The following is a 25,130-nucleotide window of genomic DNA, read 5'->3' on the forward strand; positions in this document are numbered from 1 at the left end:
GGTCTACTCCACCGCCAATCGCAAAAAGCTCATCACGCTGCCGAGCGCGGCGAAGCCGGCGCCGAGTGCCAGCGCTACGACTGCGCCATCGTGACCGGCCAGCGAGAAGCAGGCTGCGGCGAGCGCGGCCCCCGTCGTCTGCCCGGTCAGGCGCGCGGTGGCGACGATGCCCGAGGCGCTGCCGCTGCGATGCGGCGGCGCGCTCGACATCACCGCCTTCATGTTCGGCGCCTGGAAGAAGCCGAATCCCATGCCGCAGATCACCATCCGCCAGATGATGTCGGGGATCGCAGGATTGGCCGGCAGCATCGCCAGCAGCGCCATGCCGAGGCCGAGCATCACGAGCCCAATGCCGCCGAGCAGTCCGACCGCGTGCCGGTCGGAGAGGCGCCCCGCGATCGGCGCCATGATGCCGACCACCAGCGGCCACGGCGTCATGAAGAAGCCGGTCTCGACCTGCGAACGCCCCAGCACGTCCTCGAAATAGAACGGCAGCGAGACAAAGGCGAGGCCCTGCACCGCGAACGAGCATACCGCGGTCGCCGCCGACAGCGCGAACATCGGCCGACTGAACAGATCGATCGGCAGCATCGGCGCGGGATGGTCGGCATGGCGGCGCGTCAGGATGAAGCCGAGCACCAGGGCCGTGAGCAGCTCGATGCCCACGACCACTGGTGACAGATTGTGCGCAGCACTGCCGATGCCCGTGATGAACAACCCGAGACAGGCCGACGCCAGGATCGCGCCGAGGAAGTCAAAGCCGTGATCGGCGCGCGGCGTTTTCGGCAGCATCGCAAAGCCGATGCCGATCGCGACGAGGCCGAACGGGATGTTGACGGCGAACAGCCATGGCCACGGGCCGAGCGCGAGGGTGGCGGAGGCGATCGAGGGACCGAAGGTGAAGGCGGTCGCGACCACCAGCGCGTTGTGGCCGAAGCCGCGGCCGAGCATCCGGCCGGGATAGACGAAGCGCACCAGCGCCGTGTTGACGCTCATGATGCCGCTCGCACCTAACCCTTGCAGCGTGCGCGCAACCAGCAGGCTCTCCAGCGACCAGGCCACCGCGCAGAACAGCGAAGCGATGGTGAACAGGATCAGGCCGCCGAGATAGATGCGCTGGTGCCCGACGATCTCGCCGAGCGCCCCCAACGGCAGCAGCGTCGCCACCAGCGCGATCTGGTAGACGTTGACCACCCAGACCGATTGCTCCGGGCTGACATGCAGGTCGCCGGCAATGGCGGGCAGCGCGATGTTGGCGATCGCGGTGTCGAGCGAGGCCATCGCCAGCGCCGTGAAGATCGCGGCGATGGCCCAGCGCCGCTGTGCGGGCGGAAGGCCGTCGGAAATGGTGTGGTCGGGCTTGCGCGCGGCGGCGGGTAACGTGATTGTCATTGCGTTAGCGCGTTGCTCCGGCGGGCCGGCTCCAGGGGACTTGGCATGTACTACGGCGCGGCCGCCTTCCACAGGCATATGCTTGCATGCAGTGTATGCGCGAAGGCTGGGCGATGATTCCGGGCGCCGGCGTATGATCGCATGAGCTGCTGCAATGTCAGGGGAGCGCCATGCACATCGTCGTTTTGCCCGGTGACGGCATCGGGCCCGAGATCACGACCGCGACATCAGGCGTGTTGCGTGCCGCCTCCGAGCGCTTCCAGCTCAATCTGCGGCTGGAGGAGCACGTCGTTGGCCATGCGAGCCTCAAACAATTCGGCACGACGGTGCGCCCCGAGCTGCTCGACATCGTCCGCGCCGCCGACGGCCTGATCCTCGGGCCGACCGCGACTTTCGACTTCAAGGACGAGGCCCGCGGCGAGATCAACCCGTCGCGGCATTTTCGCAAGAACCTCGACCTCTACGCCAATGTCAGGCCGGCTCGTACCTATGCGGGGCGGTCCGGCCGGGCCGGCGATTTCGACCTCGTCGTGGTGCGCGAGAACACGGAAGGGTTTTACGCCGACCGCAACATGGAGCAGGGCAATGGCGAGATGCTGGTCACGCCTGACGTCGTGATCTCGCTGCGCCGGATCACTCGCCATTGCTGCGAGCGCATCGCGCACGCGGCGTGCCGGCTGGCGATGAAGCGGCGCAAGCATCTCTCCATCGTGCACAAGGCCAATGTGCTCAAGCTCGGCGACGGCATGTTCCTCGACATCTGCCGCGAGGCGGCGAACGCCTATCCCGGCCTCGCCGTCGACGACATCCTCGTCGACGCCATGATGGCGCATGTTGTACGCAACCCCGACCGCTTCGACGTCATCGTCGCCACCAACATGTTCGGCGACATCCTGTCCGATCTCACCGCAGAGCTTTCCGGCAGCCTCGGCCTCGGCGGCTCGCTTAATGTCGGTCACAGCCACGCCATGGCGCAGGCCGCGCATGGCTCGGCGCCTGACATAGCAGGGCAGGATGTCGCCAATCCGGTCTCGCTGGTCCTGTCGACGGCCCTGCTGCTGGCCTGGCACGGCGAGAACAGCGGCGCGGTACGGTACGAGGAAGCCGCTCGTGCGATCGAGGTGGCGGTGGCAAAAGCGATCGGCGAAGGCAGGGCAACGCGCGATGTCGGCGGAAAGCTCGGCACCATCGCGGCGGGGGCCGCGATCGCAGAGATCTTGCAGGCGGAGTGAGGTGGTCCTGCGGGTCTTGCGTGTTTTTTTAAAGGCTCAAAACAAAAAACGCGAAAACAACCCCATGCACAGTAGAAGGCCCCTTGATTAATAAGGGATTTCCGAAACGCGCAGCGACGACATTTGCCGCGGCCATGACGTTGACGCGTCGGGCAAAACACTGGCAGGATGCCAGGACTGCACCGGTCCGCAAAAGACCATGTGTGCTTCCCGTGAAGGAGCGATGCCCGCTCCTGTGCTGAAGCAGATCTACGCGGGCAGCTCCGGCATTCACCTTTTGGACCCGTTGCAGACGTTAGGCTGGATATGTTGCCTTTTCCACCGCACGTTGAGGTATCATAAATTCTGAACTGCTAGCTGGGTTGTATGGCCTGGATTGTTGCCTTCGCAGTCTTAGTGTTTGTTTACCGTCGCGCGACGCGTGCTGGCGACCGGCTTGCGGAACTGAAACCGACGGGAATGCTGCGCTCGCCGTTGTTCTACGCACAAACGGCGCTCCTTTGCATTCTAGTGGTGCTTATGTTGGCTCCGGGTTACCTGCCACACGAGCGGTGGGCTGTTGCCGCCTATCTTGTCGTCCTGGTGATCGTGGTAGCAGCGCTCTTGTTCGTGCGGCGCGCATTGAAATGGCGCTACCCCGTTTAATGTGATCACTTCCGCTTATGGCCCTTACGTCGCTTGGCATACGGCATCGGCAGGTCCGGAGTCTGGCTAGAGCAGAAGTCATCGCCTCCGGTGCAGACTGCCGCCTTTGACCTGACCCGGTCATCAGTGCAGCTTGGACCAACGTAGAACAATGGCTGTTCTCAGCCGGGGTGTATGAGATCGGATTGGTAATGAAACGACGAGAATTCCTGACTCTGGTTGGTGTGGCGTCTGCGTTGCCTCTGGCAGCGCGAGCACAGCAAGTGAAGCGAATGCCCCGAATTGGCCTTCTCCTCCCCCCACCGCGGAATTTGGAAGTCGACGCGTTCCTCAAGGGACTCAGCGATCTCGGATGGGTTAACGGCGTGAACGTTCATGTCGAATATCGCGACGCCGGTGGCGACGACGGCAAGCTGCCGGCGCTTGCGAATGAACTCGTCGCTCTTGATGTTGACGTTCTCGTCACAGCCACATTCCCCGGGATTCTTGCCGCTCACAACGCGACGGCAAAAATTCCGACCGTAATGATCGTGGGCCCCGATCTGGTGACCATAGGCCTTGCAGCCAGCATGGCTCATCCTGGCGGCAACATCACGGGGCAAACCTTTTTCCTCACAGAACTGGCTGCAAAGCGCCTGGAGATTCTCGCAGGCTTGGCTCCCTCGACCAGACGCGTGGGGGTGCTCATGCAGCGAGGAAATCCACTGAACAACGCTACAATGAGCACCATGAGGAACGCGGCGCAGGCATTGAAGATGGAGCTACTACCTATCGAGGTCGACGTTCCCGGCGATCTCGAAAGCGCGCTGTCACTCGTCGGCTCTAACCCGATGGACGGCCTCGTGATCACGGACGCAAACGCGTTTGTCACCAACACGTCCATGGTCGCCGCTATCGTGGACAGGTGCAGGGTGCCATCGGTTGCCGCACCCATCGTCGCCTCCCGCGGGGCCGCCCTGATGGGTTACGGTGTGGACTTCACCGCAATGTTCCGCCACGCGGCTGTTTTCGTCGACAAGATATTGAAGGGTGCCAACCCCGCCGAGATTCCCATCGAGCAGCCGACGCAGTTCAAGACCGTCATCAACCACAAGACCGCAAAGGCGCTCGGCGTCGAGATACCTCCGTCGTTGCTGGTGCGCGCGGACGACGTGATCGAATAACTGCGGCGGCCTTTCGGCGAGCGGGCAAGCCAATTCGCTCAGAACTGATACCTCCTCAGCCCCCCATCCACCGGGATCACCGTGCCCGTGATGTAGCGCGCCACGGGCGACGCCAGAAAGACCGCGAGCGCGGCGAGGTCTTCGGGCTCGCCCCAATAGCCGACAGGAATCTCCTCCTCCGCGAACCGCTCGCGATAATCGGGCGCGTAGTTGCGGCGGATCTGTTCGCTCATGATGCGGCCGGGCGGGATGCAGTTGATGGTGATGCCGTGCTCGCCGATCTCGCGCGACAGGCCCTTGGCCCAGGCGTGCACGGCGGCTTTGGCGGCGAACGCGGCGTTGAGGCCTTCCGGTTCGGACTTGCCGGTGATGTTGACGATGCGGCCCCATTTGCGTTCGATCATCTGCGGCAGCAGCGCATGCGCGATGCGGCGGTAGCTGGTGAAATTCAGCGCGATCGCTTCGTCCCATTGGCTGTCGGGCGCATCGACGGGGAGGGGGCGGCTGCCGCCGGCATTGTTGATGAGGATGTCGACATGGCCGAGCTCGCTCACGGCGAAGGCCGAAATCCTCTCCGCCGCGTCCTTGGCCATCACGTCCTGCTCGAATGGCGTGATCAGACCGGAGCCGACTTCGCTCACCAGCTCGGCGAGCAGGTCGGTGCGCCGTGCCACGCCGACGACGCGCACGCCTTCAGCAGCCAAGCCCTTGGCGATGGCACGGCCGATACCGACGCTCGCTCCGGTGACGACGGCGGTTTTCGATTTGAGCCCGAGATCCATGGTGACACGCCCTCTTGTTTGCTTTTCTGCTTGTCGCTGTTGGCTTGGCTGTTCGTTTTTTCTGTTCGTTTCCTGCCTTGGCCCCGTCGGCCTGATTTGCCCGACCGGGACGAGCAGTGGTAACCAAGAGCCGCGTTGAAGGAAACACGAAAAAGAAAAGGCGCCGAGCGATGGTCTGGGATCCGCAGCAATATCTGAAATTCTCCGGGCACCGCCTCCGGCCCGCCGTCGACCTCTTGATGCGGATCCCGGATTCTGGCCCGCGTGCGGTTGCCGATCTTGGCGCCGGCGCCGGCAACGTCACCAGGCTGATCAAGGAGCGTTGGCCGGACGCGACGGTGACCGGTGTCGAGGGTTCGGCCGAGATGGTTGCCGCCGGCCGCAAGGCGGCGCCGGACGTGGAATGGTCACACGAGGACCTCGGCCACTGGCGCCCGACGAAGCAATATGACGTGGTCTATTCCAATGCCGCGCTGCACTGGCTGCCCAATCATGCGGCACTGTTTCCGTCGATCATGGAGAAAGTGACGCCCGGCGGAATGCTCGCTGTGCAGATGCCGCGCAACTTTCTGGCGCCCTCGCATGTGCTGATTGGCGAGACGGCGCTGAACGGTCCCTGGCGGTCCAAGGTCGAGCATCTCGTCACGCCGCCGCCGGTCGAAGCGCCGGCCTATTATCACGGTCTTCTTGCTCCGATGTCGGCCAATATCGACATCTGGGAGACCGAATATCTGCAGGTGCTGGAAGGCGAGAATCCCGTGAAAGAGTGGACCAAGGGGACTTGGCTGACGCGCTATCTCGACATCCTGCAGGGCGACGAGAAGGCCGCATTCGAAGCCGCCTATGGGATGCGGGTGGCGAAAGCCTATCCGAAGAACGCCGCGGGACAGACGCTGTTTCCCTTCCGGCGTCTGTTCATGGTCGCCCAGCGCAACGGCTGATCGTACTGCCGCAATGCGACATAAGCGCTCGCTTCCGGGAACGCAGCAGGTGCCGGGTTGCGCAAGACAGCTTGGCTGCGGCAAATTGGGCTTAGGTCTAGTTGTTCGGGTGGCGGATTGCTGTCAGTACTGAAATCGGAAAACAAAAAAGACCCGGTTTTAGAGGTTGTTGGGAGGTTCGTTCATGCGCAAGCTGCTTCTTGCGGTCGCCGCCGCAGCTGTTCTCGTGAGTCCCGTCTTGTCTCCGGTCTTGGCCCAGGCCCAGAGCCCGATCGTCATCAAATTCAGCCACGTCGTTGCCAACGACACTCCTAAGGGCAAGGGCGCCCTGAAGTTTAAGGAACTCGCGGAGAAGTACACCGACGGCAAGGTCAAGGTCGAAATCTACCCGAACTCCACGCTGTACAAGGACAAGGAGGAGATCGAGGCGCTGCAGCTCGGCTCGGTGCAGATGCTTGCCCCCTCGACCGCGAAGTTCGCACCGCTCGGTATCAAGGAATTCGAGGCGCTCGACCTGCCCTGGTTGTTCAAGGACGACCAGACCTATTCCAACGCGATGAAGGGCACGATCGGCAAGTGGCTGTTCCAGAGGCTCGAGACCAAGGGCATCACCGGGCTCGCTTATTGGGACAACGGCTTCCACATGCTCTCCGCCAACCGTCCCCTGAGGAAGCCAACCGATTTCCAGGGTCTGAAATTCCGCATCTCCGGATCGAAGGTCGCCGACCAATATCTCCGGATCATGGGCTCGATCCCCCAGATCATGGCGTTTTCCGAAGTCTACCAGGCTTTGCAGACGGGCGTGGTCGACGGCTGCGAGAACACCGCGTCCAACTACCTGACGCAGAAGTTCTACGAGGTGCAGAAGGACATCACCGTGTCCTATCACGCGCACCTGCAATATGCTGTGATCGTCAATTCGAAATTCTGGTCCGGCCTGCCGCCCGATATCCGCGCCCAGCTCGAGAAGGCGATGAACGAGGCGACCGACTACACCAACTCGATCGCGCGCCAGGAAAACGAGGATGCGCTGGCCGAGATCAAGAAGACGGGCAAAACCACGCTGCATTATCTGACTGACGCCGATCGCAAGGCGTGGCAGGAAGCGATGCAGCCGACCTACAAATGGGCGAAGGGGCGGGTCGGGCAGGAGGTGCTCGATCTCGTCGCCAAGGAACTCGACGTCAAGATGAACTGACGCCGGCGCGCTATAAGAACAACCATGAACGGTCGGGGGTGATCGCACTCCCGGCCGTTGCTCTTGAATGATGAGCCAAGCTGAGGGGACCAAGTTGCTGCGTGCATTGAATCGTGTGCTCGATCATCTCGAGGAATGGCTGATCGCGACGATGATCGCGGCCGCGACATTGCTCATCTTCGTTGCCGTGCTGCACCGATATGGCGCCGGGCTGTCGATCGACATCGCCAAATGGGCGGAGGCGCGCAACCTGGCCTTGCTGGCCGTCCCCGCGCGAGCCGCGTTCGTCTGGCTTGCCGCCCTCGACCTGTCCTGGGCGCAGGAACTCTGCATCTACATGTTCATCTGGATGGCGAAATTCGGTGCGGCCTACGGGGTGCGCACCGGCATCCATGTCGGCGTCGACGTCCTGGTCAATGTCCTTCCCGGCGGATCGCGCCGCCGCGTCATCACGTTCGGCCTGATGTGCGGCGCCCTTTTCACTGCCATCGTGTGCTATTTCGGCGCCGCGTTCGTCGGCCAGATGTGGCAGACCGGCCAGCAATCTAACGACCTCGAAGCGCCGATGTGGCTGGTGTATCTCACCATCCCGCTCGGCTCCGGGCTGATGTGCTTCCGCTTCCTGCAGGTCGCCTGGTCGTTCTATCACACCGGCGAGCTGCCGCACCACGACATGGCCGGCGTCGAGGGCGTCGAAATAGACCCGGTCCATCCGGCCCCGGTCACGCGCAGTCAGGTCGTCCGCGACGAACGCAGCCCGCTCGGCTGGGTCCTGATGTTGTTGCCGGTCCTGATCGTCGCCGTGTGCTTCGCCCATTCGGCGCACGTGATCACGCTGCCGCAGGGGCTGCGTGTCGCCGTGGTTTTCGGCCTTCTACTGTCGTTGATGCTCACGGGCATGCCGATCTCGATCGCGCTCGGTCTGACCGTGCTCAGCTTCATGTTCACGCTAACCGACGTGCGAACGGAATCGGTGGCGCTGAAGCTGTTTACCGGCATCGAGAGCTTCGAGATCATGGCGATCCCGTTCTTCATCCTTGCCGGCAACTTCCTGACCCATGGCGGCGTGGCGCGCCGGATGATCACGTTCGCGACGTCGCTGGTCGGCCATTGGTACGGCGGCCTTGCGCTCTCGGGCGTGGTCGCCTGTGCGCTGTTCGCCGCGATTTCCGGCTCGTCGCCGGCCACCGTGGTGGCGATCGGATCGGTGATCCTGCCCGCGATGGTCGCGCAGGGATTCCCGAAGAGGTTCGGGGCGGGCGTGATCACGACCTCGGGCTCATTGGGAATTCTCATTCCCCCATCGATTCCGATGGTCCTTTTCGCCGTCTCCACCAACACCTCCGTCGGCAAGCTGTTCATCGCCGGCATTGTGCCGGGAATGGTGCTCGCCATGCTGCTCGGCGCCACGACGTTCTATCGAGCCTGGCGTAACGACTATCCGAGGATGCCGAAAGCAACCCTCTACGAGCGCTTCGATGCGCTCCGCAAGTCGATCTGGGGTATCCTGCTGATCGTGATCGTGATCGGCGGCATCTACAGCGGCCTGTTCACACCGACCGAAGCTGCCGCCGTCAGCGCGGTGTACGCCTTCATCGTCGCAGTGTTCATCTACAAGGATTTGAAGCTGCGAGACGTGCCGCGGGTGCTGCTGTCATCGGCGAATCTTTCGGCGATGCTGCTCTACATCATCACCAACGCCGTCTTGTTCTCGTTCCTGATGACTTACGAGAACGTGCCGCAAGCGCTTGCGCAATGGATGATCGACCAGGGCCTCGGCTGGATCGGCTTCCTGCTCGTCGTCAATCTCCTGCTGCTATTGGCCGGCAACGTGATGGAGCCGTCCTCGATCATCCTGATCATGGCGCCGATCCTGTTTCCGGTTGCGATCAAGCTCGGCATCGATCCGATCCATTTCGGCATCCTGATGGCGGTCAACATGGAAGTCGGGCTGTGCCATCCGCCGGTCGGCCTCAATCTCTACGTCGCCTCAGGCATCGCCAAGATGGGCATCACCGAGCTCACGGTTGCGGTGTGGCCATGGCTGCTGACAATGCTGGGATTCCTGGTGGTCGTGACATACTGGCCCGGTCTGTCGCTGTGGCTGCCGAGGCTGCTCGGCATGTAGCCGAGCTCAGGCGATGCATGGCTAACGCGCGGTAAATCCGCTCGTTCAAATGCCACCGCTGTGCGATGCACACATTTTTACAGATGTGCGGTAGGACCATGCGAGCGGATGAGGCTGGCATGTTGTTCAATAGAATGGAATCCGGACGGGCGTCGATTTCCGATGTCGTCTACATGGAAGTGATCACGGGCCTGCACGGCACGACGATCCCTACTATTCTCGCCGCCGTCTGCCAGGTGATGGTCGGCGCGATCACAACCTACGAGACCGGTGACGCGGTCACGGCAGCCCTTACGGTCGCCGGTGTCGTCGTGGCCATGATCCGTCTGTCCGAAATCGCTGCGTTCCGCCGTCGCCTCACGCAGCCGTCGCGGCTGGATCGGGCCGAGGCCGCGCGCTGGGAGCGGCGGTACATTGCCGGCACCGTCATCACCGCCTTGGTACTGGGCGTGTTTGCCGCGCGCAGCATCGTGCTCGGCGACGCGCTCTGCTGCGTGATGGCGGTCGGCATCGGTTTCGGCTTCGGTGCCGGCGTGGTGGCGCGGCTGGCACTGCGCCCGGTCGCAGCACTGCTCGATCTGGTCGCGATCGCCGCGCCCGCCGCGATCGTGACGTTCATGCAGCCCGATCTGCGCCATGTCGGGCTCGGGCTCCTCATCCTGATGTATGTGGCCGCCAGCTTCGAGATGGTGCGGCTGAGCTTCAATGCCTCGATCAGCCAGATCACGCTCAAGCGACAGTTCGAGCGGCTCGCGCGCTCGGACTCGATGACCGGCGTCTTTAACCGCTCGGTGCTGGCGGAGGATCTGCCGCGAATGCTGGCGGACGGAAATTCCAGCATGATCGCCGTCCACGCGCTCGATCTCGACCGCTTCAAGGAGGCCAATGACCGGTTCGGCCATCCAGTCGGCGACGCGCTGCTCAAGCAGGTGGCCGGGCGGCTCAAGGCGCTTGCCGCAGCTCATGATCTCGTGGTCCGGATGGGCGGCGACGAGTTCATCCTGGTGCAGCGCGCGGCGACCGATGCGGAAGCGATGGCACGGCGGATCGTGCAATCGCTCAGCGCGCCCTATCATGTCGACGGGCAGGTGATCGGGCTCGGCGTCAGCGTCGGCGTTGCCGTCGCGCCGCAGGATGGGCGCACGGTGGAGGGGCTGTTGTCGCGCTCCGACCGGGCGATGTACCGCGCCAAGCAGGACGGCGGCGGCTACGTGCTGGCGCGGGAGCTGCGGACGGCGGACATGCGCGCCTCCGGTAAGCCGGTGGCCGGAGGTTTGGCTGCGTAAGGACTTGTTGGAACCGGAATCGAGATGCGGTTAGATGCCTCCCAAGGGACGAGCCGGGAGGGCAGTATGAGCAGCATCGAAGCCAGCAACGGGCCGAAGGGCGCAACGCCATCCGTCATCGCGCAGCAAACAGCGATGCTGAACGCGCTGCCGTTCTCCGACACGCGAGATTTCGACGACGCCGCGCGCGGCTTCCTCGGCACGATCGAGAACGCGGAGATCACCAATCCGCAAGGGCGGACGGTCTGGAGCCTCGAGCCTTACGGCTTCCTGTCGACTGAAGAGGCGCCAGCCACGGTCAATCCGAGCCTGTGGCGGCAGTCGCGGCTCAACATGCAACACGGCCTGTTCGAGGTCGTGCCCGGCGTGTACCAGGTGCGTGGGCTCGACATCGCCAACATGACGCTGATCGAAGGCGACAGCGGCGTCATCGTCGTCGACACCCTGACCTCGATCGAGGGCGCGCGCGCCGCGCTCGATCTCTACTACAAGCATCGCGGCCAGCGACCGGTCGCGACCGTGATCTTCACGCACACCCACACCGACCATTGGGGCGGTGCGCGCGGCCTGCTGGAGGAGGATGCACTCGCGAGCGGCCGCGTACCGATCATCGCGCCGAACTTGTTCATGGAGCATGCCGTCTCCGAGAACATCATCGCGGGACCTGCGATGCTGCGCCGGGCGCAGTACCAGTTCGGGCCTCTCCTCGCCAAGGGCGCGCGCGGGCAGGTCGATTGCGGGCTCGGCAAGTCGATGGCGACTGGTTCAGTGGCGCTGCTGCGGCCGACCGATTTGATCATGGCGACCGGCGACCGGCGCGTGATCGACGGCGTCACATTCGAATTCCAGATGGCGCCGAACAGCGAAGCGCCGGCGGAGATGCATTTCTTCATCCCGCGTTACAAGCTGTTGAACCTGGCCGAGAACTGCACCCACAATTTCCACAATCTGCTGCCGTTCCGCGGCGCCGACGTGCGCGACGCGCTGGCCTGGTCGAAATATCTGGGGGAGGCCTTGCAGCTCTGGGACGGCAAGGCGGAAGCGATGTGCGGCCAGCATCACTGGCCGGTGTGGGGGCACGAACGCATCGGCACGATGATCCGGCAGCAGCGCGACCTCTACAAGTTCGCGCATGACCAGACCATCCGCCTGATGAACCACGGCCTCACCGCGGCCGAGATTGCCGAAACGATCCAGCTGCCCAACAGCCTGGAGGGCGCCTGGCACGGCCGCGGCTATTACGGCCACATCCGGCATAATGTGAAGGCGATCTATCAAAAATACCTGGGCTGGTACGACGCCAATCCGGTCAATCTCGATCCGTTGCCCCCGGTTGAGTCGGGCAAGAAATATGTCGAGTACATGGGCGGCGCCGACGCCATCCTCGCGCGGGCGCGTGTCGATTTCGACAAGGGCGAATTCCGCTTCGTGGCGCAGGCGCTCGGCCATCTCGTCTTTGCCGAGCCGGACAATCAGGCTGCGCGTGCGTTGCTGGCGGATACGCTGGAGCAGCTCGGCTATGCCGCCGAAAGCGCGACCTGGCGCAATGCCTATCTGTTCGGCGCGCAGGAATTGCGCCAGGGCATGCCGAAGGTGCCGGCGCGCCCGCCGATGCCGCGCGAGACGCTGTCGGCGCTGCGCACCTCACAGCTCTGGGACGTGCTCGGCATCCGCCTCAACGGACCCAAGGCAGAAGGAAAACACATCGTGCTGAACTGGAGCTTTTCCGACACGGGCGAGACGTTCGTGCTCAATCTGGAGAACTGCGCGCTCACCTACACAGAAGGCATGCAGGCGGACAATGCCGATGCCAGCTTCACGCTCGCGCGGTCGACGCTCGATGAGGTGATCGCAAAACTGACCAGCTTCCCGGAGGCCGTGGCCGCCGGCAAGGTCAAATTCGCCGGCAACCCGATGCGTCTTGCGGAGCTGATGGGCCTGATGGACGAATTCCCGCGCATGTTCGAGATCGTCGAGCCGAAGCGGGCGGTGGTGAGGTAGCGCAGCCGTCACCGCGTTCCCACTGTCATCGTCCGGCTTGACCGGACGATCCAGTACTCCGCGGCGGGAGTTGCGTGAACAAACTGCTGCCGCGGCGTACTGGATGCCCCGCCAGCGCGAGGCATGACAGCGGCTACTCCGCGCTGCTCACCAGCTTGATCCGCGGCGCCTGTTCCTCGCCAAGGCTCCGATAGGCCGCGAGATAATCCAGCGCCATCCGCCGCGCCGTGAAGCGCGTCTCGAATTGCTTGCGAATGACGGAGCGGTCGAGTTGCGACAGGCGACCGACGACGCCGGCTGCGCTGAGGACGTCCTCGACGACGAACCCGGTGAGGCCCTCGTCGATGATCTCCGGCACCGAGCCGCGATTGAAGGCGATGACCGGCGTTCCGCAGGCCATCGCTTCGATCATCACGAGGCCAAACGGCTCGGGCCAGTCGATCGGCAACAAGAGGCCGAGCGCGCCGCTCAAAAAGTCCGACTTCTCGTGATCGCTGATCTCGCCGATGAATTCCACCAGCGGATTGTTCTCGATCATCGGCCGGATCAGCTCGTCATAGTAATCCTGGTCAGCACGATCGACCTTGGCGGCGATCTTGAGCGGAATGCCGCAATGCGTCGCGATCTTGATGGCGCGGTCGACGCCCTTTTCCGGCGCGATGCGGCCGAGCACGGCGAGGTATTCCTGTTTCGCCGGCTTCGGCGTCAGCAGGTTCTCGGGCAGGCCGTGGTGGATCGTCCTCACCCAGTTCGCCTGCGGCACCGGCCGGCGCTGCGCGTTCGAGATCGAGATGACGGGGACCTTCGAGAAGGTGTTGAAGACCGGCTGATGCTCCGGCAGGTCGAGCCGGCCGTGCAGCGTGGTCAGGAACGGCGTCGGCTGCCGGTAGAACAGCGACCATGGATAATAGTCGAGATGGAAGTGGAGGAAGTCGAACTCCTCGTCGTCACATTTTTGCCGCACCCGCTCCAGCATCACCATATGCAGCGCATTGGGATCGCGCACGGAACCGTCGAGGCGGAGCGCCCGCGGCCACAGCGCATCCAGCTTTGCCGAGGTTTGCGAGTCGCCGCTGGCGAACAGCGTCACATCGTGCCCAAGGGCCACCAGCTCTTCCGTCAACCAATGCACCACCCGCTCGGTGCCGCCATACAGCTTGGGTGGAACAGCCTCCGTCAACGGAGCTACCTGCGCGATGCGCATCTCACCATCTCCTCTGTGCGATCATGATTGTAGAAAGCCCCCGCCTGTTCAGCACCGGCACGCCAGACAAGGGAACGTTCCCGCACTTGCGAAGTTCCTCCTTCCGAACGTTACTTATTCGACACGTCGGATGCCCGTCGCGATGCTGCCATCACATCTTCGCAGAACGCCCGCATCCGCATGTCGTGATGAGTGTGCCCGGGAACCGAGGCGAAGTGGTCGATGTTCAGTCGGCTAACAACAAAAGTTTGAATCATCACGACGGGGTCAATAGTCACATGGATCATCTTTCTGGGTATGCGCACCGGCCGTTTGCCTTTGTTTTGCGCTATCTTCGGCGTCGGCTCGCGTCGCACCTCGTGATCCTGACGGCTGTGGTGGCGGCCGTTGCCTGCTCCGTAGGCACGCAGTACGGCGTCAAATCCCTCGTCGACAGTCTGTCGGCCGGCGCTTCGCATGGTGGGAACGTATGGCTGGCATTCATTTTCCTCATGACGCTGATCGCCGCCGACAATTTCCTTTGGCGGATCGCAAGCTGGACGGCCAGCTTCACCTTCGTCCGTGTCACGGGTGATTTACGTCGTGACATATTTCGTCATCTGACCGGCCACGCGCCGAGCTACTTCTCCGACCGGATGCCCGGCATGCTGACCAGCCGCATCACGGCGACGTCCAATGCGGTGTTCACGGTCGAAAATATGTTCGTCTGGAATGTGTTGCCGCCGTGCATCGCGACGGTTGCGGCCATCGCGCTGATTGGAACCGTCAGCCCTTACATGGCACTCGGCCTGATGGTGATTGCCGGCGGGATGGTGCTTGCGATGTTCCGTCTCGCTGCCGCGGGAAAGCCGCTGCATGACGACTTCGCCGACAAGGCCGCCGTCGTCGACGGCGAGATGATCGACGTCATCAGCAACATGCCGTTGGTGCGCGCCTTCTGCGGGATCGGGCACGAGCATGAGCGGTTCGACGCGACCGTGAACCGGGAGCTCACCGCGCGCGGCCGCAGCCTGCGCTATCTGGAGAAGCTGCGGCTTATCCATGCCGGCGTCACTGTCGTGCTCACGATCGCCCTGATGGCCTGGGCGATCATGCTCTGGCAGGATGGCCGGGCGACCACGGGCGACGTCGTGCTGGTCTGCACCCTCGGTCTCTCCATTCTGAACGCGACGCGCGATCTCGCGGTGGCGCTCGTCGACGTCACCCAGCACGTTGCGCGGCTGACCGAGGCGATCGCCACGCTGCTGGTGCCGCATGAATTGCGCGACCACCCCGAGGCCGAGCCGCTGGTGAAGAGCGGCGCCGCGATCGCGTTCAACAATGTCACCTTCGGCTATCCCGGCGGCGAAAAGATCTTCGAGCGCTTCAGCCTGCGCCTGCAACCCGGCCAGCGCGTCGGCCTGGTCGGCCAGTCCGGCGGCGGCAAGTCGACGCTGTTCACGCTGCTCCAGCGCTTCTACGATACCGACGAGGGCAGCATCACCATCGACGGCCAGGACATTTCCAAGGTGACGCAGCAGAGCCTGCGCGAGGCGATCTCCGTCGTGCCGCAGGACATCTCGCTGTTCCACCGCTCGATTCGCGAGAACATCCGCTATGGCCGCCCGAACGCGACCGACGACGAGGTGCTGCGTGCCGCAATTGCGGCGCGCTGCGATTTCGTCGAAAGCCTGCCTGGCGGTCTCGACACCATGGTCGGCGACCGCGGTGTCAAGATGTCCGGCGGTCAGCGCCAGCGCATCGCGATCGCGCGCGCCTTCCTGAAGGACGCGCCGATCCTGCTGCTGGACGAGGCGACCGCCGCGCTCGACAGCGAATCCGAGGAGGCGATCCGTGAGGCGTTGTCGCGGCTGATGCGCGGCCGCACCGTCATCGCGATCGCCCACCGCCTCGCGACCCTGCGCAATTTCGATCGCGTGGTCGTGTTGAGGGGTGGTAAGATCATCGAGGACGGGTCGCCCGAGCGTCTGATGCAGGGCCACGGTCCCTATCGTGAGCTGGTCACGCAGGAAATGAGCCGGCTCGCCCAAGCCGCCGCGTAAACCAACAGTCGCGTTCGAGTCGGTTGCGTGTCGAAACAAGCGCAGGGGAGCTGCTGATGTCGGCTGAAGCCGTTACCCAATTCGTCTCCGTGACGCGGACCGTGGACCAGGTCGCGGAGCAGCCTTTCTATATTCCGATGACGGGACCGTCGGCGCGGCCGCGGCGTTCGCTCAAGCACGACGACACCTTTATCGTGCTCGACAGCCATGGCGACATCGGCGCTTCGGCTGGCGGGCCCGATGGCCTGTTCCACCACGACACGCGCTACCTTGCGAGGCTCGAGCTCGTGCTCGACGATCTCCAGCCGTTGCTGCTGGGCTCGAACCTGCGCGACGACAATTCGGCCCTGACCGTCGATCTCACCAATCCGGACATCTACCGGCAGGGCAGCCTCGTGCTGCAAAAGGACCTGCTGCACATCGTGCGCACGATCTTCCTGTGGCGCGGCACCGCCTATCAGCGCATCGGCGTGCAGAACCACGGCGACCGCCCGGCCGGCTTCGCGCTGACGCTGCTGTTCGATAACGACTTCGCCGATCTGTTCGAAGTCCGCGGCGAGCGGCGCCCGCGCCGCGGCATCGGCTCGAGCCGGCTGTTGGGACCGACCGACGTGCTGTTCGACTACCGCGGTCTTGATGACGCCGAGCGCACCACGGGCCTGCATTTCGATCCGCGCCCGACCAAGTTGTCGGTGAACGCCGCGACCTGGCAGCTCGAACTCGACCCGCATGAGTCGAAATCCCTGTTCGTGGCCGTATCCTGCAACCGGCCGGTCGCGGAGAAGCCGGCGCGCTTTTTCAGAAGCCTGCTCGCCCACCGCCGCGAGATGCGCCGATCGACGATGGGCGCTGCCAGCATCGAGACCTCCAACAACATCTTCAACGAGGTGCTGTGCCAGGCCATGGCCGACCTCAACATGCTGATGACGGAGACGCCGCAAGGCCGCTATCCCTATGCGGGGATTCCTTGGTACTCGACGACGTTCGGCCGCGACGGGCTGATCACCGCGTTGCAGATGCTGTGGGTCGATCCGCGGATCGCCAAGGGCGTGCTGCGGCGGCTCGCCCATTTCCAGGCCAAGGCAGTCGATCCGCTCGCCGATGCCGCGCCGGGCAAGATCCTGCACGAGATGCGCGGCGGCGAGATGGCGGCGCTGCGCGAGGTACCGTTCGCGCAATATTACGGCAGCGTCGATTCCACGGCCTTGTTCGTCCTGCTGGCAGGAAGCTATTTCGAACGCACCGGCGACGAGAAGACATTGACCGAGCTGTGGCCGGCCATCGAAGCGGGGTTGGCCTGGATCGACGGCCCCGGTGACCCCGACAAGGACGGCTTCGTCGAATATCAGCGCGCCACGGAAAAGGGCCTCGCCAACCAGGGCTGGAAGGATTCCTACGACGCGATCTTCCATGCCGATGGCCAGCTTGCGGAAGGCAATCTCGCGCTGGCCGAAGTGCAAGGTTACGTCTTTGCCGCCAAGCGGCTCGCCGCGCGCTGCGCGCTCCGGCTCGGCAAGCCTGATCTCGCCAGGAAGCTCGAGGCCGAAGCCAAGGCGCTGGCCGAGCGCTTCGAGACCGCGTTCTGGTGCGAGGAGCTCGGCACCTATGCGCTTGCGCTCGACGGCAAGAAGCGGCCCTGCAAGGTGCGGACCTCGAACGCCGGCCAGATCCTGTTCAGCGGCATGATCCGCGAGGACCGCGCGCGGCTCGTCGCCGCCGATTTGATGCGGCCGCATTTCTTCTCGGGCTGGGGCATCCGCACCGTCGCTGTCGGCGAGGTGCGATACAACCCGATGTCCTATCATGACGGGTCGATCTGGCCGCACGACAATGCGCTGATCGCGCTCGGGCTCGCGCGCTACGGGCTCAAGCATTCGGTCGCGCATGTCTTCAAGGGACTGTTCGACGCCGCGACCTACATGGACCTGCGCCGCTTGCCCGAATTGTTCTGCGGCTTCCGGCGCGAAAAGCGGCGCGGCCCTACGCTCTATCCGGTCGCCTGCGCGCCGCAGGCCTGGGCCAGCGCAACGGCGTTCACGCTATTGGAGGCGGCGCTGGGCATCGAGTTCGACGTTGCGCGCGGCGAGATCCGGCTGCGCAATCCGCATCTGCCGGCGTTTCTGCACGAGGTGATCTTGCGCGATCTGCGCCTGGGCGAATCCAGCGTGGACCTGCGCGTCAGCCGCCATGGCGACGACGTGGCGCTGGAAGTGTTGCGCACGCGTGGCCAGATCCAGGTCTCGATCGTGCTGGCGCGCTAGCGGCGCGCCGGGAGGAGGGTGCATGCGTACCGCCGGATGGTTGGCCCTGGGCGTCGTGATCGTCTGCGGGATGACGCTCGCCGTGTCACGTGCCGCGGAGGAGTCGCCCGCACCCGCGACTGAAGCGAATGCACCGCCGACGGCGCAGCCGCCGGCGTCATCGGTCCCCGTCACGCCCAAGAATGCCGCGCCACCACCGTCGGTCACGATCATCGGCGCGAGCGATGCGCACGGTGTGCTTGGCCGTGACGTGCTCAGCGCGGCAAACGAGGACATGGGCCGCATCGTCGACGTCATCGTCGATCGGAGCGGGCACGTGCGCGCCGCCGTGATCGATTTCGGCGGCTTCCTCGGCGTCGGCAGCCGCAAGATCGTGGTGGACTGGAACGCGATGCGGTTCGGCAAGATCGTCAACAAGAAGGACAGCATCACGCTGGAATTGACCAAGGCACAGGTCGCAGCCGCGCCGGAATACAAGGAGGACACGCCGATGGTGGTGCTCGGCGCGTCCGGCAGCCTGCAGCCGCTGCAAGCTGTTCAGTGAGGCGCGGGGAGGGATGGCCGCCGGTGCTGTTGTCGAGGAAGCCGAATCATGCGGATCGCGAGGGCCGCGTTGAGCAGGACAACGTTTCCACGCCGTCGCCTGCCGGCATTCCGGCGCCGTCGCGCCAGAGCCTGCGCGGCCTCGACTGGTTCATCTTCTTCCTCGCCGACGTGCAGACCGGATTCGGGCCGTTCATCGCGGTCTATTTGACGACCCAGAAATGGACCCAGGTCGAGATCGGCCTCGTGCTGTCGATCGGCGGCATCGTTGCCCTGATCGGCCAGATGCCGGGCGGCGCCATCATCGATGCCGCGAAATCCGAGCGGCTGGTCGCAGGCCTCGCCATCGCTACCATCGGCTGCTGCGCGCTCGCCTATGCGGCGATGCCGATCTTCCCCGTGGTGGTGGCTGCGGCCACCTTGCACGCCGCCGCGAGCTGCGTGCTCGGACCGGCGATCGCGGCGATCAGTCTCGGTCTGGTCGGCCCGCTCGCGATCGGCGAGCGTCTCGGCCGCAACGCGCGCTTTGCCTCGCTTGGCAACGGCGTTGCGGCCGCGGTGATGGGAACGGCCGGCTATCTGCTGTCGAGCCGCTCGGTGTTCCTGGTCACCTTCCTGCTCGCAATCCCCACCTTGATCGCCCTCTCTCGCATCCGCGAGCACGAGGTCGACATCGCACGCTGTCACGGCGAGATGCCGCGCGAGGCGGAGGATCGCGGCGACACCAATATCTGGCACTTGATCCGGCAGCGGCCGCTCATTGTCTTCGCGCTCAGCGTGCTCTTGTTGCAGCTCGCGAACGCCTCGATGATGCCGCTGATGGCAAGCGCGGTGACGGCGCGATCGAGCGAGTGGGCGACGGTGCTCGTCGCGTTTTGCATCGTCGTGCCGCAGGCGATCGTGGCGCTGCTGTCGCCGAGCGTAGGGCGCAAGGCGCAAGCATGGGGCCGCAGGCCGCTGCTGCTGATCGGATTCGCGGCGCTGACGATTCGCGGTCTGCTGTTCGCGACCGTGCGCGATCCGTATCTGCTGGTGCTGGTGCAGGTGTTCGACGGCCTCACCGCGGCGGTGTTCGCGGTGATGATCCCGTTGATCGTGGCCGACGTCGCCTTCGGCAGCGGCCATTTCAACCTCGCGCAGGGCATCGTCGGCACGGCGATGGGCATCGGCGCGTCGATGAGCACCGCGCTTGGCGGCTATGTCAGCGATAAATTCGGCAATGCCATGGCGTTCACCGGATTGTCCGGCGTCGCGGCGACGGGACTTCTGCTTATTCTGCTTGTGATGCCGGAGACGCGGCGCAAGGGCATGATCGCAGCAAAAGAAATGGCCGGCTGAACCAATTCAGCCGGCCATGAGCGGGTGGGAGAGGGGAGATCAGGCGTCGAGATTGTGCAGGCGTGCGCGGTTGCGCAACACGATCTGGCGGGCGCCGGAGAAGCCGAGAATGCCTTGGGCGTGAAGCTGTGACAGCGCGCGCGAGACGGTCTCGAGCGTGAGACCGAGATAGTCGCCGATGTCGCGGCGGCACATCGGCAGCGCCATCATGCCGGCAACCGCGAGGCGGCGGTCCATTTCGAGCAGGAAGGTTGCGACGCGCTCCATCGCGGTCTTGCGGCCCAGCAGCAGCATGTGGTCTTCGGCGTGGCGAAGCTCGCCAGCGGTCATGGCCCAGAGCTTGCGGGCGACCTGGACGTCGGTGGCTGCGGCCTTCTCGAGGCTCGCGCGCTTCACGAGGCGCACCGTGGTGTCGATGATAGCTTCAGCAGCAAGGCGGTGGGTGGTGCCGGATTCGAGGCCGAATACGTCGCCGGGAAGGTGGAAGGAGCCGATCTGGCGGCGGCCATCGGAGAGAAGCTTGTAGCTGCGGACGGCACCGGTGACGACCTGATAGACATACTCGGCCGGCTCGTCCTCACCATAGATCTCCTCTTCCTTGCGGTAGGAGAACTCGGTGGCAACGAGCCCAACATGGCCGGCAATCGCGCCGAACTGGTCTGAGACGGGATGGGCGGGTGCGATCTTGCCACCGATCGGGGTGTTGATCGCCGGGGTGTTGAAGGTCTGGGTCAGCATCTGCGCCATCTCCGTTGTGATGACGCTTTGGTACGCGGTATCGGGTGCCTCGAAAATTTCGCGAGATATCTTAAGGGGGTCGCCTTACGTAGAATCCCGTAGGTCAGCTATGGACCCGGTTCTGGATGGCGTGGCGAATGCGTTTGACCAGGTTTTCGTCCAGAAGCGGCTTCAGAATTACCTCGTTCACGCCTGCGGCCGCCGCCCGGGCCGAGATATTCGGGTCGGGATAGCCGGTGATCAGGATCACCGGGGTACCGCCCTCGGAGAGGCGCAGCCGCCCGGCCAGCTCGATGCCGTTGATGTCGGGCATTTTGTAGTCGATCACGTAACAGTCTGCACCGGACGGGCTCGCCGCATTGAGCAGCGCCGTGGCGTTTCGAAAGGTCCGCACGGCAAAGCCGTCGGTTTCCAACAGGAAGCGCAGGGAGCCCAGCACGGCAGCGTCGTCGTCCACCACATAGACGGTTGGTTTCGCGGGTGACGACATCGGGAGCCGCTCAGGATGGGAGCTGATCGCAATCATTCCGATCTGGTAGCACAGGGCGAGCGACCGGTTTTGACTTGCCTCAATCCTGGTGACTTCAATCGTTGAGCATTCCGGCGCGCATCGCCAGCCGGACCAGCTCCGACAGGCTGTTGGCCTGCATCTTGGTCATCACGTTGGCCCGGTAGACCTCGATGGTGCGCGGGCTGATGTCGTACTCGCGGGCGATCAGCTTGTTGGAGAGGCCCGCGATCAGCCCCTCCATGACCTGGCGCTCCCTGGGGCTCAGGGAAGCGACGCGAGCGGCGAGGTCCTGGGCCACGGCCTCGTTCCTGGCCGCCGGCTCGCCCTCGCGGATCGCGGATTCGATCATGGCGACGAGGCGGTCATCTTCGAACGGCTTTTCCAGGAAATCCATGGCACCGAGTTTCATCGCCTCGACCGCCAGCGGCACGTCGCCATGGCCGGTCATGATCAGGATTGGAAACCGGCTGCGCTGCGCCTTCAGGCGCTTGAGAAGCTCGATCCCGTCGATACCGGGCATCCGCACGTCGGAGACGACGCAGCCGAAGGCGAGGCCGGGCAGGGCGTCGAGAAAACTCTGCGCGTTGTCGAACAGTGTGACGCCGAAGCCAGCTGAATCCAGCAGGAAATTCAGCGAATCCCGCATCGCCTCGTCGTCGTCAATGACGTAGATGATTCCCTTGGTCGTCATGGATCAGTTCTCGTCGGCTGCCGGTAACGTGAAGCGGAATGTCGCCCCACCCGATGCGTTGCTCTCGGCCCACATCCGGCCGCCGTGAGCCTCGATGATCGAGCGGCTGATGGACAGTCCTACGCCCATGCCGGTGTCCTTGGTGGTGAAGAAAGTCTGAAACAGGTTTGGCATGACGTCGTCCTGGAAGCCGGAGCCGGTGTCGGAGACCTCGATCTCGATCATGTCGTCGGCGGCGCGGGTGTTGGTGACGACGAGCTCGCGCCGTGGCGACTGCGCCATCGCTTCCAGCGCGTTGCGGAACAGGTTGACCAGCACCTGCTGGATTTGCACCCGGTCGGCGAGCACGAGATCGGCATTTGGATTGAGGCCGAAACGGAGCTGCACATCCTGCTCGCGCGCGCCTGCCAGCCCGAGGGCGCCGGCCTCTTCGATCAGTCTGGACAGACTCTCGACCCGTTTCTCCGATTCGCCGCGGGAGACGAAGTCGCGCAAGCGCCGGATGATCTGGCCGGCGCGCAGCGCCTGTTCGGCGGCGCGGTCCAGCGCGCTCTCGATCTTCGGCGCATTCGGATCCTGGCTTCCGGCGAGCAACCGCCGCGACCCCTTCATGTAGTTGCTGATCGCTGCCAGCGGCTGGTTCAGCTCGTGGGCGAGCGCGGACGCCATTTCGCCCATCGCGCTCAATCGCGAGACATGGACGAGCTCGGATTGCAATTCCTGGAGCCGCGTCTGGGTTTTCTGATGCTCGGTCAGATCGCGGACGAAGCCGGTAAAATAGGGCTCGCCGCCCGACTGCATCTCGCCGATCGACAGGTGCATCGGAAAGGTCGTGCCGTCGCGGCGCTTGCCGGTCACGATGCGACCGATGCCGATGATGTGTGGGTCGCTGGTGGTCCGGTAGCGCGCGATGTAGCCGTCGTGACGTGAGCTGTCGGGCTCCGGCATCAGGATGCGGACGTTCTGCCCGATCGCCTCTGACTCGACCCAGCCGAACAGGCGCTCGGCCGCCGCGCTGAAGAGCTGGATGATGCCATGGCCGTCGATGACGATCATCGCATCGGGAATCGTCTGGAGGATCGAGCGGAGGTGACTCTCGCGGGTGCGCAGGGTTTCCTCGACCTGCTTCTCCTCATCGACGTCAAGAAAGATGCCGCTGAGATGTCGAGCGGCGCCGGCGTCGTCCCGGATCAGCCCCGCGCGGGCGCGGATCCACTGCGCTCTGCCCGACGCCCCCGTGACCCTGAACGACACGTCGAAGCTGCCGCCCCGTTCGGAGACGCGCCGGATCGCGATCTCGATCCGCTCGCGGTCGTTCGGCTCCAGCCGGGACAGGAACAGCGCGTAACTCACCGATTGGCCAGATTCGATTCCGAACAGGCTTCTGGCCGTCTCCGACCACTCCAATTCCAGTGTCGTGAGATCGAGATCCCAGGTCCCGACGCCAAATCCTTCGATTCGAACGCGGAAATGTTCGCCCCGGCCGTCATCTTGCGGATGAATCACACGGGTCGGCGCCAAACGATCACTCCCATTCTGATGCGGGGAACCGCACAGCGTTACCGTCGGCAATGTACCCAAGGAGGGGCCAGAGGCAAGTTCCGATGTCTTATACCATTGGCAGATTTCCGGCCGGCGCGGTGATCCAAGGTTTTGATCTATCTCATCCTGCCAGGCAGCGGCCGGCTTACGATCGGATCAAAGCCCATTGCTTCGGAGAATCTCGATGACATACGCGACCGTGATGGTCAGCCTGGCGCTCGATCAGCCCAACGAGGCGCGGCTTCAGGTCGCGGGCGAGCTTGCCGAACGATTTGAGGCGTCGATCATCGGCGTTGCTTCGGCGCAGTTCGCCCCGCCGCTCTATTTCAGCGATGGCACTGCAGCGCAGGCACTGATCAATGAGGGGGAAGCCTCGGTCAAGCGACGCCTGGGCGAGCTCGAGGCGCAATTCCGCGCCGCGATCCGGAATCGCGGCGGACATGTGGAATGGCGCAGCGCCATGGATTTCCCGGCGCGCTTTACGTTCACTCAGGCGCGTTGCGCCGACATCGTCGTCACCGGCGGCCAGAGCCTGGCCTTCTCCGACGCCTTCGCGCTCGCGAGCCCCAAGGATCTGGTGATGCAGGCCGGCCGATCCTGGTCGTGCCTGACGGGGTCAACTGGCTCGATCTGCGCAGCGTCCTGGTCGCGTGGAAGGATACGCCGGAAGCGCGGCGGGCGCTCGCCGATGCGCTGCCGATACTACGCAAGGCCAGGGATGTCACCGTCCTCGCAATTCCCGAAGGCGACGACGACCGCCCTGCCGCGGTCGCTGGCGTGACCGACGTGACGGCGTGGCTTGCCCGCCACGGCGTGACCGCGATCGCGCGCGTTTCCGAAGCGGCCCGGAACGAAACCGTCGCCGGGGAACTGGAGAAAATTGCCGGCGATGTCGGCGCCAGTCTGATTGTCGCCGGTGCCTACGGTCATTCGCGCTTCCGCGAACTGATCCTCGGCGGCGTCACCCAATATCTGGTCACTCAATCTGCCCGCTGCGTGCTGCTGTCGCACTGACGCGGGAGCGATGCAAGACGAATCAAAGAGGACGCGCCGTGTACAGATTCCTTGAACAGACCGTCGACGGCTACATGACGCACGACGTCAGGACGGTGAGGCGCGACCTCGACCTGCTCGCGCTCAGCGAGATGTTCGAACGCGATGATTTCAATTCCTATCCCGTCGAGGACGACGGGCAGGTCGTCGGCATCGTCACCAAGTTCGACATCCTGAAGTGCTTCGCCTTCACGCCGAGCCAGATGCTGCCGCGCTACCACGACCTGATGAGCCGCAAAATCGGCGACGTCATGACGCCCGACTTTATCTATGTCAGCCCCGACACGCGGCTGACGCGCGTGCTCCAGATCATGGTCGAGCACCGCATCAGGAGCATCATCGTGCTCGACGGCGCGCAGAAGCTGGTCGGTATCGTCGCGCGCGAGGACGTCATCACGGCACTCAAGGCGACGGCGCGGGAGTGAGAATTGTCGGCTCC

The 25,130-nt window shown here is 64.2% G+C and carries 20 protein-coding genes and 2 pseudogenes; 15 read left to right on the forward strand and 7 right to left on the reverse strand.

The features are described 5' to 3' along the window. Positions 1-3: 3 nt before the first annotated feature. Complete coding sequence (locus ABIB90_RS28730) at positions 4-1,392, reverse strand: MFS transporter (RefSeq protein WP_354201786.1); 1,389 nt, start codon at positions 1,390-1,392, stop codon at positions 4-6. Between the two features lie 170 nt (positions 1,393-1,562). Between ABIB90_RS28730 and ABIB90_RS28735 the strand changes: the two genes are divergently transcribed. From ABIB90_RS28735 to ABIB90_RS28745, 3 genes are all read left to right on the forward strand, one after another. Next, the gene (locus ABIB90_RS28735) at positions 1,563-2,624 is read left to right on the forward strand and encodes an isocitrate/isopropylmalate dehydrogenase family protein (protein WP_354201788.1); all 1,062 of its coding nucleotides are present in this window, start codon (positions 1,563-1,565) and stop codon (positions 2,622-2,624) included. 366 nt (positions 2,625-2,990) lie between these two features. Beyond that, on the forward strand, positions 2,991-3,269 hold the full coding sequence (locus ABIB90_RS28740; RefSeq protein ID WP_354163254.1) for a hypothetical protein: 279 nt from the start codon (positions 2,991-2,993) through the stop codon (positions 3,267-3,269). A 311-nt stretch (positions 3,270-3,580) separates the two neighbouring features. Next, positions 3,581-4,432, forward strand: coding sequence for an ABC transporter substrate-binding protein (locus ABIB90_RS28745; protein WP_354201789.1), 852 nt, complete (start codon positions 3,581-3,583; stop codon positions 4,430-4,432). A gap of 38 nt (positions 4,433-4,470) precedes the next feature. Here the strand turns inward: ABIB90_RS28745 and ABIB90_RS28750 are convergent, their stop codons facing one another. Then, positions 4,471-5,214, reverse strand: coding sequence for an SDR family NAD(P)-dependent oxidoreductase (locus ABIB90_RS28750; protein WP_007594043.1), 744 nt, complete (start codon positions 5,212-5,214; stop codon positions 4,471-4,473). Between the two features lie 170 nt (positions 5,215-5,384). On the opposite strand from ABIB90_RS28750, the gene ABIB90_RS28755 reads away from it, so the two are divergent. The 6 genes and pseudogenes from ABIB90_RS28755 (at position 5,385) to ABIB90_RS28780 (ending at position 12,768) form a co-directional block, all read left to right on the forward strand. After that, positions 5,385-6,155, forward strand: a complete 771-nt coding sequence (locus ABIB90_RS28755; RefSeq protein WP_007594041.1) for a methyltransferase domain-containing protein — start codon at positions 5,385-5,387, stop codon at positions 6,153-6,155. A 184-nt stretch (positions 6,156-6,339) separates the two neighbouring features. Further along, positions 6,340-7,353 carry a DctP family TRAP transporter solute-binding subunit gene (locus tag ABIB90_RS28760; RefSeq protein WP_354201790.1) on the forward strand — a complete coding sequence of 338 codons (1,014 nt, stop codon included), beginning with the start codon at positions 6,340-6,342 and terminating at the stop codon, positions 7,351-7,353. 151 nt (positions 7,354-7,504) lie between these two features. Further along, positions 7,505-7,978, forward strand: a pseudogene (locus ABIB90_RS28765) (TRAP transporter small permease); the annotation flags it as partial. A 222-nt stretch (positions 7,979-8,200) separates the two neighbouring features. Then, positions 8,201-9,481, forward strand: coding sequence for a TRAP transporter large permease (locus tag ABIB90_RS28770; RefSeq protein WP_354201836.1), 1,281 nt, complete (start codon positions 8,201-8,203; stop codon positions 9,479-9,481). A gap of 119 nt (positions 9,482-9,600) precedes the next feature. After that, positions 9,601-10,767, forward strand: coding sequence for a diguanylate cyclase domain-containing protein (locus ABIB90_RS28775; RefSeq protein ID WP_354163243.1), 1,167 nt, complete (start codon positions 9,601-9,603; stop codon positions 10,765-10,767). A 66-nt stretch (positions 10,768-10,833) separates the two neighbouring features. Further along, a complete protein-coding gene (locus ABIB90_RS28780; RefSeq protein ID WP_354201791.1) occupies positions 10,834-12,768 on the forward strand; it encodes an alkyl/aryl-sulfatase in 1,935 nt (644 codons plus the stop codon). Between the two features lie 133 nt (positions 12,769-12,901). Here ABIB90_RS28780 and ABIB90_RS28785 read toward each other — a convergent pair whose 3' ends face one another. Next, positions 12,902-13,972, reverse strand: coding sequence for a glycosyltransferase family 4 protein (locus ABIB90_RS28785; RefSeq protein WP_007594036.1), 1,071 nt, complete (start codon positions 13,970-13,972; stop codon positions 12,902-12,904). Positions 13,973-14,250: 278 nt separating this feature from the next. On the opposite strand from ABIB90_RS28785, the gene ABIB90_RS28790 reads away from it, so the two are divergent. Genes ABIB90_RS28790 through ABIB90_RS28805 form a run of 4 tightly spaced genes read left to right on the forward strand, consistent with a single transcriptional unit; the run spans position 14,251 to position 20,156 of the window. Further along, on the forward strand, positions 14,251-16,014 hold the full coding sequence (locus ABIB90_RS28790) for an ABC transporter ATP-binding protein (RefSeq protein WP_007607666.1): 1,764 nt from the start codon (positions 14,251-14,253) through the stop codon (positions 16,012-16,014). Between the two features lie 56 nt (positions 16,015-16,070). Continuing rightward, positions 16,071-18,275: an amylo-alpha-1,6-glucosidase gene (locus ABIB90_RS28795; protein WP_007594034.1), complete on the forward strand. Its 2,205-nt coding sequence runs from the start codon at positions 16,071-16,073 to the stop codon at positions 18,273-18,275. 22 nt (positions 18,276-18,297) lie between these two features. After that, a complete protein-coding gene (locus ABIB90_RS28800; RefSeq protein WP_219682761.1) occupies positions 18,298-18,819 on the forward strand; it encodes a PRC-barrel domain-containing protein in 522 nt (173 codons plus the stop codon). Between the two features lie 23 nt (positions 18,820-18,842). Next, positions 18,843-20,156 (forward strand): MFS transporter, encoded by a 1,314-nt coding sequence (locus ABIB90_RS28805; protein WP_219682760.1) that lies wholly within the window; start codon positions 18,843-18,845, stop codon positions 20,154-20,156. A gap of 39 nt (positions 20,157-20,195) precedes the next feature. Here the strand turns inward: ABIB90_RS28805 and ABIB90_RS28810 are convergent, their stop codons facing one another. The 4 genes from ABIB90_RS28810 to fixL form a co-directional block, all read right to left on the reverse strand. Continuing rightward, positions 20,196-20,894, reverse strand: coding sequence for a helix-turn-helix domain-containing protein (locus ABIB90_RS28810; protein WP_063996604.1), 699 nt, complete (start codon positions 20,892-20,894; stop codon positions 20,196-20,198). 103 nt (positions 20,895-20,997) lie between these two features. Continuing rightward, entirely contained in the window at positions 20,998-21,420 is a 423-nt protein-coding gene (locus ABIB90_RS28815; protein WP_035993149.1) for a response regulator, read from the reverse strand. 58 nt (positions 21,421-21,478) lie between these two features. Next, positions 21,479-22,096, reverse strand: a complete 618-nt coding sequence (gene fixJ, locus ABIB90_RS28820; protein WP_007594024.1) for a response regulator FixJ — start codon at positions 22,094-22,096, stop codon at positions 21,479-21,481. 3 nt (positions 22,097-22,099) lie between these two features. After that, positions 22,100-23,617 (reverse strand): sensor protein FixL, encoded by a 1,518-nt coding sequence (gene fixL / locus ABIB90_RS28825; protein ID WP_354201792.1) that lies wholly within the window; start codon positions 23,615-23,617, stop codon positions 22,100-22,102. A gap of 205 nt (positions 23,618-23,822) precedes the next feature. On the opposite strand from fixL, the pseudogene ABIB90_RS28830 reads away from it, so the two are divergent. Together ABIB90_RS28830 and ABIB90_RS28835 are read left to right on the forward strand one after the other, a co-directional pair. Continuing rightward, positions 23,823-24,652 (forward strand): annotated as a pseudogene (locus tag ABIB90_RS28830) (universal stress protein). 38 nt (positions 24,653-24,690) lie between these two features. After that, positions 24,691-25,116 carry a CBS domain-containing protein gene (locus tag ABIB90_RS28835; RefSeq protein ID WP_007594019.1) on the forward strand — a complete coding sequence of 142 codons (426 nt, stop codon included), beginning with the start codon at positions 24,691-24,693 and terminating at the stop codon, positions 25,114-25,116. The last annotated feature ends 14 nt before the right edge of the window (positions 25,117-25,130 follow it).

Source organism: Bradyrhizobium sp. JR4.1 (assembly GCF_040548605.1).
Taxonomy (GTDB): Bacteria; Pseudomonadota; Alphaproteobacteria; order Rhizobiales; family Xanthobacteraceae; genus Bradyrhizobium; species Bradyrhizobium canariense.